General features: G+C 39.0%; 9 protein-coding genes and 1 rRNA gene. 1 reads left to right on the forward strand and 9 read right to left on the reverse strand.

The features are described 5' to 3' along the window. Positions 1 to 4 precede the first annotated feature (4 nt). From ABNX05_RS24160 to ABNX05_RS24195, 8 genes are all read right to left on the reverse strand, one after another. A complete protein-coding gene (locus ABNX05_RS24160) occupies positions 5 to 1,639 on the reverse strand; it encodes an AMP-binding protein (protein WP_349662025.1) in 1,635 nt (544 codons plus the stop codon). Between the two features lie 280 nt (positions 1,640 to 1,919). Then, positions 1,920 to 3,062: an acyl-CoA dehydrogenase gene (locus ABNX05_RS24165; protein WP_349662026.1), complete on the reverse strand. Its 1,143-nt coding sequence runs from the start codon at positions 3,060 to 3,062 to the stop codon at positions 1,920 to 1,922. 233 nt (positions 3,063 to 3,295) lie between these two features. Then, positions 3,296 to 3,943 carry a TetR/AcrR family transcriptional regulator gene (locus ABNX05_RS24170; protein ID WP_349662034.1) on the reverse strand — a complete coding sequence of 216 codons (648 nt, stop codon included), beginning with the start codon at positions 3,941 to 3,943 and terminating at the stop codon, positions 3,296 to 3,298. Positions 3,944 to 4,375: 432 nt separating this feature from the next. Continuing rightward, positions 4,376 to 5,428, reverse strand: a complete 1,053-nt coding sequence (locus ABNX05_RS24175; protein WP_349662027.1) for a YkvI family membrane protein — start codon at positions 5,426 to 5,428, stop codon at positions 4,376 to 4,378. A gap of 192 nt (positions 5,429 to 5,620) precedes the next feature. Continuing rightward, entirely contained in the window at positions 5,621 to 6,727 is a 1,107-nt protein-coding gene (gene menC, locus ABNX05_RS24180) for an o-succinylbenzoate synthase (RefSeq protein WP_349662028.1), read from the reverse strand. After that, on the reverse strand, positions 6,702 to 7,541 hold the full coding sequence (locus ABNX05_RS24185; RefSeq protein WP_349662029.1) for a GNAT family N-acetyltransferase: 840 nt from the start codon (positions 7,539 to 7,541) through the stop codon (positions 6,702 to 6,704). Before ABNX05_RS24185 ends, menC begins: the two co-directional genes overlap by 26 nt. Positions 7,542 to 7,586: 45 nt before the next feature. Next, positions 7,587 to 8,702: a M20 peptidase aminoacylase family protein gene (locus ABNX05_RS24190; protein ID WP_349662030.1), complete on the reverse strand. Its 1,116-nt coding sequence runs from the start codon at positions 8,700 to 8,702 to the stop codon at positions 7,587 to 7,589. Positions 8,703 to 8,707: 5 nt separating this feature from the next. Further along, positions 8,708 to 9,574 carry a MurR/RpiR family transcriptional regulator gene (locus ABNX05_RS24195; RefSeq protein ID WP_349662031.1) on the reverse strand — a complete coding sequence of 289 codons (867 nt, stop codon included), beginning with the start codon at positions 9,572 to 9,574 and terminating at the stop codon, positions 8,708 to 8,710. 315 nt (positions 9,575 to 9,889) lie between these two features. Here ABNX05_RS24195 and ABNX05_RS24200 point away from each other — a divergent pair, with 315 nt between their 5' ends. Then, the gene (locus tag ABNX05_RS24200) at positions 9,890 to 10,189 is read left to right on the forward strand and encodes a hypothetical protein (protein WP_349662032.1); all 300 of its coding nucleotides are present in this window, start codon (positions 9,890 to 9,892) and stop codon (positions 10,187 to 10,189) included. 209 nt (positions 10,190 to 10,398) lie between these two features. Here ABNX05_RS24200 and rrf read toward each other — a convergent pair. Next, positions 10,399 to 10,514, reverse strand: a 5S ribosomal RNA gene (gene rrf / locus ABNX05_RS24205). Positions 10,515 to 10,788: the final 274 nt, after the last annotated feature.

A 10,788-nucleotide genomic window follows, 5' to 3' on the forward strand; every position in this document is an offset into this window, starting at 1 on the left:
CTTCTTACTTCACTGTAGGAACAAAATTTTCTCGTAATTTAAACTTTTGTACTTTTCCAGATGCAGTCATTGGATAGTCCTCGATAAAGAAAATATGTCGTGGTATTTTATGTCTAGAGATTTTATCCCGACAATAATCTCGAATCTCTTCCTCTGTTGCCTGCTCTTCTTCTCGCAAAATAATCCAGGCTGCCGCTTCCTCTCCATAAACAGGATCAGGAACACCTGCAACCTGTACATCCGCAATTTTTGGGTGTGTATAAAGGAATTCTTCAATTTCTCGAGGAGATATATTTTCACCGCCACGAATAATCATATCTTTTAAACGCCCTGTTACACGTATATAGCCAGCCTCATCCATCGTTGCCAAATCCCCAGTATGCAGCCAGTTATCCTCATCTATTGCAAGAAGCGTTTCTTCTGGGTTATTATAGTAACCTTTCATGACATGGTAGCCTCTCGTACATAGCTCCCCTTGCTCATTCGGCGCAGCTTCTTCGTTCGTACCAGGAATGACAATTTTAACTTCTAGATTTGGCAATGCGCGGCCAACTGTTTCCACCTTTAACAGTAGCGGGTCATCAGCTCTCGTTTGTGTAATAACAGGTGAGGCTTCTGTTTGCCCGTAACAAATCGTAATATCCTTCATGCCCATTTTGTCGATAACTGCTTTCATAACCTCGATCGGACAGTTAGAGCCAGCCATTACTCCAGTACGCAACGTTGATAGATTATAAGACGCAAAATTCGGTAAATTAAGCTCACTAATGAACATCGTTGGTACGCCATGTAACGCGGTACACTTTTCTTTTTCAACCGTTTGTAACACCTCAGTAGGCGAAAACTCTTGTACTGGTATCATCGTCCCACCACTAGTAGTAATCGCTAATGTTCCAATTACACAGCCAAAGCAATGGAAGAATGGGACAGGAATGCACAAGCGATCTTCGTAAGTTAAACGCATACATTCTGCAATATTAATCGCATTATTGACTAAGTTATAATGCGTTAACATAACACCTTTCGGAAAACCTGTTGTTCCTGAAGTATATTGAATATTAATAACATCATCATAATGAAGTGCTTGCTGTCTTTGATCTAATTGCTCCTCTGTTATTTGCTCTGCAGCAGATAACACATCAGACCAGTTTAGCACTCCGGGATATTTTGTCTCGCCAATTAAAATAACATTTTTTAATAAAGGTAGTCGCTCTGATTGCAAATTGCCTGGTTCACAATGTTCAAGCTCTGGACATAACTCTTGCAGTGTATTTATAAAAGAATGGTCTCGATAATTTTCAATTAAAATAATCGTTTTTGCATCGGATTGCTTCAATAAATATTCCAACTCGCTTGAACGATAATTAGTGTTTACAGTGACGATTGGGGCTCCCATTTTACCTGTACCAAATTGCAGCTGTACCCATTCTGGAACATTAGTCGTCCAAACTGCAATATGCTCACTCTTCTCTATTCCAAGAGCCATCAACCCTCTAGCGACTAAACGACTTTGCCGATTGAGCTCCTCATAAGTCATACGTAAATCCCTATCTGCATACACTAATGCTTCGCGTTGTGGATATTGTTTAGATTGTTCATCTAGCAATTGACCAATAGTTTGATACACAAGTTCTGCCATGAAAATCCCCCTATGCTATTTAACTTCTTTCAGCATTCATCTCACATCTCTATATGTGGTGAAATGAATGCTTGTTTAAGCTACTTTCCAGTGGATGTCCAAACACCTGCTGAAATAGAGGAGCTCAGTCTAAGAACGCCACGTCCTGTGGCAAAGACTGAGTGACCAACATCAGTTGGCCCAAAGCCTCCAGCGGATGTCACAGAATCGGAAAGGAGTGCTTTGTGCTAGCACAAAGCCGATTCCGGACGCAACTATGCCGAGCCATAATTGATTATGATTAGCAACCAATTAGACGAGAAATAACGAGACGTTGAATTTCAGACGTTCCCTCACCGATTTCCATTAACTTAATGTCACGCAAATGACGCTCTACGTCGTATTCTTTCATATACCCTGAACCACCGTGAATTTGAATTGCTTGATTACACGTGCGGAAGCCCATTTCAGAGGCAAATAATTTTGCCATTGCCGCTTCCTTCCCGAATGGTTTCTTTTGATCTTTAAGCCATGCCGCCTTATGTACTAACGTACGTGCAAGCTCTATCTCCATTGCCATATCGGCTAATTTAAATTGTATTGCCTGAAGTTTTGATATAGGTGCACCAAATTGTTCACGTTCTTTAGCGTATTTTAATGCTTTCTCATAAGCTGCCTGTGCAATTCCTACTGATAATGCAGCAATGGAAATACGCCCACCGTCTAACGTATTTAAAAATTGGCTAAATCCTCGTTTTTCATCCCCTAAAAGATTAGCTCTTGGTACACGAACATTTTGCAAAATAATCTCACACGTATTGGAACCACGTACGCCCATTTTGTCGTAATTGCAGTTGATCGTTACGCCAGGAGTGTTAGTTGGTACAATGATAGATGAAATAATTTTTTTACCATCTTCACGTTTACCTGTCACTGCTGTCACAATAATTTGGCGTGCAAAGCCCGCGTTTGTGATCCAGCATTTTTCACCATTAATGATGTAATCATCACCATCAATTACAGCTGTTGTAAGTGTTCCACCAGCATCTGAACCTGCATTTGGCTCTGTTAGACCAAACGAACCTAATGTTTCTCCCTTCGCTAACGGAACAAGCCATTCTTGCTTTTGCTCCTCTGTGCCGAAATTGTAAATAGGCGAAGCACCTAAGCTAACTGCGGCTGCATAGCTTAATCCTGTGCCGCCACATGCACGTCCGATTTCTTCAACAGCAAGTGCATAGGAAACAGTATCTCCGCCTGAACCGCCGTACTCTTCAGGAAATGGGATCCCTAATAAGCCTAGCTCTGCCATCTTTTTAAAGCTTTCTATTCTCATCGTCGATGTCTCGTCAATCTCACGAGCATACGGTTTAATTTCTTTTTCAGCAAAATCACGTACCATATCTCGAATCATCTCTTGCTCTTTCGTTAGTTCAAAGTTCATCCCCAGTCCCCCTAATGTTTAATTTGCCATAGCAGATTTCGTTCAGATGACAGCTGTAATAAATCAATTATGCCTCGGCATAACTCCGTGACATTCGTCGAAGGCTTTGAGCCAACATGATACTGGTCATCAGTCGTTGCCACAGGACGTGGCGGTCTTAGACTGAGTTCCTCTATTTCAACGGGTGTTTGGATACGCGTTGAAAGAAGTTAATACCGACTAGTCGGTTTGTTTTAAATATTAATAAAACCAGTCGTTGCTGGCTTCCCCTTGACCATAAATTGAATTGCTTCGTCCATTGCTTGTTCAGTGACAATCGCACGCAATATCATATCCGTAAATACTTCTGTAATTTCCTCCATTGTTAATGGACCTGATTGCTTAAACCATTTGTATGTCCAGTTAATCATCCCGACAATAGCCATCGTTACAATAGTACAAGGTAGTTCTGTACGAAAATCCTTTGTTTGCTGGCCTTCCTCTATGACTCTTTGTAAAATATCCCGATATTGGTCTCGTTTTTTATGAATGATTTCACTATATTCCTGTGCCAAGGAATGACTTTCCTCGTAAAAAACCGTAATATGCGCTTGGTACATATCAAACACTTGTGTTAGTGTTTGCAGCATTGCACATAAACGTGTAATCGGTGTCTCGTATTTGTCATATGCCTCCTGTGACTGTTTAATCACATACGAAATAAATACATCGTGAATTTCATACAACAGTTCATCTTTCGATTTAAAATTATGATAAAATCCACCCTTTGATGCACCAATGTATTCAACAATGCGATCAACAGTTACATTGTGATAGCCATCTTGCTGAAATAGCACTACAGAAGCGTCAACAATGCGTTGTTTTAATGTTTTCTTTACCATAGGCATCTATCATCCTTCTTATAACTCTTTACTCAATCACTTCTTATAATTAGAAAAGGTTGTAGGTTATCGCATAATGTATGTTGATTTCCGTTCCGACTGAGCGCTTTCTTAAGGGCGTCCAGTCTCTATGACATACGTTTTAACAATATGCAATGCCACCCTATAATTCTGTTGACAACCCTTAATTTTCCTAATTATTAAAAAACTATGACATCATTAATATAGCATTTCTAAAAAATAGTGTCTAGCGTCTATATAGAATATAATTAATTTTTCGAGAATTTATTTTACATAAAGTAGAATTATGAAAACCACCACAAATAAAAAAACCTACAATTACTGTATGCTTTCCATCTTATTTTTATTACTAAAATCTCAAAAAAATTCCCTAGTGCTGTACAAAAACACTAGAGAATCTACAAAACATAGTTATGAAGCTTTTGGTATTCTACGTAACCAAGAGATGATAATTGCAATAATTAATGCAAAACCTAAATAGCCCATTGTTGAATAAACCTTTCCAACTAATGTCGTGAACCCAACTAAACTCGCAACAAAGCCTATTAAACCAATTACCACGATTCCTATTTTAAAATATTTATGGTCAGGCGCTATAAAACGTACTGTAAAGGCGTAAAGCATTCCTACAGCCGTATTGTACATCATGCCTAATAAAGCAATAGACATTAAAATCCCCACTACAGGATGAATTTGTTTGGCTAGCTCTAATGTTGGCATTGCTGTCCCACCAACTACGTCCATTTTAACGAATAAAGCAATATTAATAAGTATGATTAAAACACCGAGCATAATACCACCAAGAAAACCGCCTAAACCAGCAATCTTACGCTCTTTAACCGTCCCCCCCATAACAATTAGCATCGCCGTACCTGCAGCTATGTTATAAGATACATAGAGGAGTGCACCTACTAGCCAATTGGAAGCCGCAGATGATTGCTCTTTCGCTAGCACATTCTGTTCTGCAATTGTTAAGTCCATTGTGAAAATAGAGTAAATTAATATGATAAAAACAATCCCCATTAAATATGGCGTCACTAAAGCTATTATATTAATAATATTTTTCACATTTAATAGCAGCGTTAAAATCGTAATGATTACCATGAAAATGCTGCCGATCATCGGGCTCATACCGAACATTTGCTCAAACGTTGACCCTGATCCCGCAAACATAACAACCGCTACACCAAATAAGAAGAACGTTATGACTATATCTAATAGTACGCCAACATAACGCCCACCAATTTGATAGATTACTTCTTTATGAGATGTCGTTTGTGAATCTGCCCCTAATTGAGCTAGACTCATCCCTAAAAAAGCAAATGCGATTGTTGCGACAATTCCTCCTGCTATACCGTAAAGACCAAAACTCGTAAAGTATTGCATAATTTCTTGTCCTGATGCAAAGCCAGCACCAACGATTAATCCTACAAATGCGCCACCTATCTGCCAACTTTTTTTCATAGAACACCTGCTTTTCTATTTAAATCAACTATGCCTCGGCATAACTCCATGTCATCCACTGGAGGCTATAGGCCAACAAATGGCTTTTACGTGAAAGCGTAGCGCCAGCAACAGCACTATCCTGATCATTCAGGCGTTTTCACAGGATGTGAAGTTCTTAGCCTGAGCTCCTCTATTTCAGCGGAAGTCACATTATTTATAAGTTTTCTGTGCTACTGTAAACAAGTCGATCGTCTCTCTATTTACTTCATAACCGATACCCGCTTTTTGAGGAACTTCAATAAGACCGTCCTTCACCACAACTTCTGGGTCGATAATGTCTTTTTCCCAATATCGACTGGAACCTGCTGTATCACCAGGTAAAATAAAATTCGATAATGTAGTTAACGCCACATTATGTGCACGACCAATACCCGACTCCAGCATGCCACCACACCAAACAGGAATGTCATTCGCCTCACAATAATCATGTATTTTCTTGGCTTCAGTTAAGCCACCAACACGTCCAATTTTAATGTTAATAATTTTAGTGCTGCCCAATTCAACAGCTTTACGTGCATCTTCTAATGAATGGATACTTTCATCCAAGCAGATAGGCGTATCGATTAATTTTTGTAAAGCTGCGTGATCAATAATGTCATCTGACGCCAATGGCTGCTCAATCATTGTTAAATTAAAGGCATCTAGCTGTTTGAGCGTTTCAGCATCTGTGAGACGATAAGCTGAGTTCGCATCCGCCATAAACGCCACATCTGGGAACGTCTCACGTAATGTACGCATTACTTCTACATCCCAACCCGGTTTGATTTTAATTTTCATTCGTTTATAGCCTTCATTCACAAAACCATCTACTAACGCCACTAAGTCCTCGATTGATTTTTGAATACCGATACTGATCCCAACTTCAATATTGTCCTTTTTGCCACCAAGTGCAGCCGCGAGAGATTGATTCGTCTGTTGGGCGTAAATATCCCAAATAGCACCTTCTATCGTTGATTTCGCCATATTATTTTTACGAATCGGTTTAAATAGCTCATTGACTTCATCTGGATGCTGAAGTTCTTTATTTAAAATAAGAGGAATTAAGAAATCTTCTAGCATGTGCCAGTTCGTTTGTAATGTTTCCTCGTTGTACCAAGGAGAATGAAAGGCAACAGATTCTCCCCAACCGATTGTTCCTGATTCATCTTTAGCCTCTAAAACTAAAAAATCCTTATCATCAAATGTGCCAAAGCTTGTTGTAAATGGTTCTTTTAATTTCATCTTTAAATGTCTAATGGTACATTCCGTTATTTTCATATTGCTTTGCCCCTTCCAGTCCTAAAGTTTCTAATTTAACGAGAACATACTCGTTGTAATTTTCTTGCTGTTGCAATTGAACGGCTGCATAACCTTGTGCAAACAATTGTTGTAATATGCGTCTCGTTTTGAAGCGCCAGTCCAATGCTAATGTCGGGTCTTGCAACTTCAATGCTTGAAAATCCTTCGGTACAGGCAGCGTATATAAATCGCTATTATATTTTAAATTTTCAGTTATTTCCAAATATAAGAATCCTTGTTCATTTTGTACACAGTTAGCCACTGGTGTGGCATTCTTTGCATCTATTGAAACGCTTTTATTGACGTAATCAGAGGCTATATACCAGCTCACCTCAAAACGATCAGAGGGTAACCCCTTATTTAAACCATCCTGCATTTCTCCATAGCAATTTTCTATATACGTATAACAAATGCCATTTAATTTGGAGAGATTAAGATAACCATTACGTGTTTCCAGCGGATCAAAGGTCCATACCATTAAATCATAGCCCCGCTCTATAGCAATGGCTTGCTGGGCATATTTTAATTTTTCACCGATTCCTTGAGAGCGGTAATTTTCGTCTATCCCCAACATATGAGAGCACAAATAGCTTTTGCCCTCTCGAAACCCCGAAAAGCCATAGCAAAAGCCAACTAATTTTTCACCATCATAGGCACCCACAACGATCCCACCGTTTTTCACAGCGGTTAACGTTTGATGAATGGGAATAGAAGGCATCCCCCAAATGTTATATTCCAATTGCTGAGCTTGTTCCAGCTGCTCGATTGTCTTTATTTCCCTTATGTCAATCATCCTATCACTTCTTTCTATATCTTTATCCTATATGAACAGCTCGTTCTATAAAGCTCGTAAAATCGCTCTCGTAATAATGTTCACTCCTGTAATAAGCCGCTCTCGATTAAAGGTCATTTTCGGATGATGTAAGCCTGGTGTTACACCACAACCTAAGCCAAGCATTGTTGCTTTAAGGTTTGGACGCTCATACGTATAAAAATGAAAATCCTCTCCTCCAGGGGTAACGACTGGTGGAGTACATGCGCTTTCCCCAACCACGTCAACAATAGCGGAATTCATATGCTGTAAGGCCTCATCATTCACTAATGCTGCAACGATATGTGCATCTACAGTTAAAGAAATTTTGGCTCCATACATCGCTTCAACCGATGCTTTTACACGTTCAACACCATCCGTGAGAGACTCCATTACTTCATTTGTTTGTGCCCGTGCATCAATGCTAAATGTTGCTTTCCCAGGAATAATATTCGTAGAGGTTCCTCCTGCATTAAATTGCGTCATTTTGACTGACGAAGAGACATTAGGGTCTGTCCAGATTTTTTGTAAACCTTCAATAATTGCGGACCCTACCTCAATGGCATTAATGCCAAGTTCAGGTCGTGCGCCATGAGCCTCTTCTCCAATAATAGTCCCCGTAAAAAGCTTTGCCGCACCGTGGTACAAGGCCGGGGCGTACGTTCCGTCCCGTAATTCTTTCAACGGACGAACATGGACACCAAATAAGTATTCTAGAGGATCAATAAGCCCCTTATCAACGAATGCTCGAGCACCTTGTGCTTTTTCTTCAGCAGGCTGAAAAAGAATACGTACTGCACCGGGAAGCAAATGCTCCATATCCTTCAACACTAGTGCTGTCCCAATAGCCATCGTCATGTGACCATCATGACCACAAGAATGATTCGCCTTAAATTCACCATCTACTTCCTGCCATAGTGCATCGATATCCGTACGAAATCCAACGCTCGGCGTTCCTTTCCCAATATCTACATACAGTCCGGTCATATCTTCGAATAACTGAGGCTCCATCTGTGCCTCCTTCAACAAATTGGCGATGTATTTCGTTGTCTGCTTTTCCTGCCAGCTAATTTCCGGATGCTCATGTAGATGTGTAAAAATCTCTGCCAATCTCGGCTGTAAGTTAGGTAATACTTGATTCATATTATTCAACTCCATCGATTTGCTAAAAAGCTATTTTGGAAATCATCATATTTTACGCGTTGATTTTCATAATAGTCGTGATCCTGTGCAGTCATACCTGCAATTAATGTATTTAAAAATGAAATCAGTGCTGGCATTGCATCAATCGTAGACATTTCTTGTTGCTCATTTATAAAAGTAATCGTCGCATATTGTGTAATAGGTGCAATTTTAGAATCTGTAATGCCGATGATTTCACAATGTTTTTCTTGAATTTCAGCTGCAAATTGAATCGGCTCTTTAAAATAGCGATGGAACGATAAAATAATGACCACACTATCCTCATCGATTTCTTGTAAAGCTCTAATGATTTCACTAGTTTCAAAATCTAAAATCACGACGTTAGAACGTAGCATATTTAACGTAAAATACAACCATTGTGCCGCTAAATGGGACGAACCATTCCCAATAATATAAATTTTTTTCTTCGTATGCAGCAAGACGGAAGCACGATTAAAATCTTCTTCGTTAATGTTCTTTGCAACGTTTAAAATGCTAGAAGCATCCTTTTCCATCGTTTTTTCATAAAACCGCGGCGTTTCAAAAAGTGCCTGTTTTGATTGCAAATAATTTTGCAAGCTACTAGTATTTCCTTCATTGAATAAATGCATCGTTATCTCACGTTGCAACTCAGCATAACCCGATAATCCTATAGCGTAGCAAAAGCGGATAACTGTCGTTTCACTTACCCCTGCCCTATCCCCCACATATGCAGCTGAATGAATACCTGCAGTCTGCATATTTTTGAGAATAAAGACAGCTACCTTCTGCTGACTCTTTGAAAGTTCCTGGTATTTATGTTGAATGACTTGGTGAATTGTTTGATTATCCATCAAAGAAGTACATCCTTTTTTATTTTATTTTTGAAGTTCGAACTTCATTCTGCATGATACATAGCCTAGCACAGTTTTTTTCACAATACAATATATTTTCTGAAAGTTCTGTTTATATCTTCTAAAATCAATGAAAATGGCTGTTTTTTAAAAGATTGTTGCTTTTCAATCAATCGAGTGGGTTTGTTCAATAAGCAGGAATGAATTTTAGTTAATATTAAACGGAAGATTTGTTTATAATTGGAACTCCTGTTCATTTCGAACGTTTTAAAGTAACGGAGCAAGAAAGTTATTATTTAATTTAGGAGGGATTTAGTGGGTGTTTTTGAACCATTGTATATTTTCTTCTTATTAATTTTGCTTGGTTTGATTTATATTCTAGTAACTATCTATACAATCTGCAAATTTAAATTTAATATGATTGGGCTACTACTGATTATTCTTTCTATATCTAGTTATTTGTTAATTGGTAAATATTTGGTTGATGCCGGTAATTATGCAGATGAACATTCTTCATTATTCGGGTTAAGCTTTCTTGAATTGACACTTCTATCATATCCGTATATTTTTCTTGGATTATTAGTTGTTTTAGGAAAAAAGGGTGAGCGTAGTTGAGGCGGCTTTCGTAAAAAATTCGGTTTGCGGAAAATAAAAAAGCAGAGTTAATCTTAAGAAATTAACTCTGTTTTGCTGACTTCAAGATTTTGTGTAGCATTCGAACGAATTAGGTTATCGCCCTACACACCTTGAGGAAGGAGAGTTCTCTCGTTCTAAAAAATTGCAAACAAAAAAAGCCAAGAAATAAATCCTCGACTTTTCTAGGTGCCTAGCGACGTCCTACTCTCACAGGGGGAAGCCCCCAACTACCATCGGCGCTAAAGAGCTTAACTTCCGTGTTCGGTATGGGAACGGGTGTGACCTCTTTGCCATCATCACTAGACTATTTTCGACCTCCAATACACGGCGTATTACTGCGTCAGCTTCTCTCGTTCAATCGGTCACGTACAGAGGTACGCTCCCTCATTCACTCGTTTGCTTCCTTGTACTACTTGTGTCTTGAAGCTCTCTTCGGCTTTCAATATACATCGTATCTTGAAACCCTTGATGAAAGTTTGTTCTTTCAAAACTGGATAAACGGTGCATTGAATGTTTCAAACATTTTGGTTAAGTCCTCGATCGATTAGTATTCGTCAGCTCCATGTGTCACCACACTT

This window comes from Lysinibacillus zambalensis (assembly GCF_040183165.1).
GTDB lineage: Bacteria > Bacillota > Bacilli > Bacillales_A > Planococcaceae > Lysinibacillus > Lysinibacillus zambalensis.

What these genes read in the sequence shown, in the direction of transcription:
- ABNX05_RS24190 (WP_349662030.1), bottom strand. Translation starts at nt 8,702, where the DNA reads ATGAATCAAGTATTACCTAACTTACAGCCGAGATTGGCAGAGATTTTT.
- ABNX05_RS24185 (WP_349662029.1), bottom strand. Translation starts at nt 7,541, where the DNA reads ATGATTGACATAAGGGAAATAAAGACAATCGAGCAGCTGGAACAAGCT.
- ABNX05_RS24160 (WP_349662025.1), bottom strand. Translation starts at nt 1,639, where the DNA reads ATGGCAGAACTTGTGTATCAAACTATTGGTCAATTGCTAGATGAACAA.
- ABNX05_RS24175 (WP_349662027.1), bottom strand. Translation starts at nt 5,428, where the DNA reads ATGAAAAAAAGTTGGCAGATAGGTGGCGCATTTGTAGGATTAATCGTT.
- ABNX05_RS24195 (WP_349662031.1), bottom strand. Translation starts at nt 9,574, where the DNA reads ATGGATAATCAAACAATTCACCAAGTCATTCAACATAAATACCAGGAA.
- menC (WP_349662028.1), bottom strand. Translation starts at nt 6,727, where the DNA reads ATGAAAATAACGGAATGTACCATTAGACATTTAAAGATGAAATTAAAA.
- ABNX05_RS24165 (WP_349662026.1), bottom strand. Translation starts at nt 3,062, where the DNA reads ATGAACTTTGAACTAACGAAAGAGCAAGAGATGATTCGAGATATGGTA.
- ABNX05_RS24170 (WP_349662034.1), bottom strand. Translation starts at nt 3,943, where the DNA reads ATGGTAAAGAAAACATTAAAACAACGCATTGTTGACGCTTCTGTAGTG.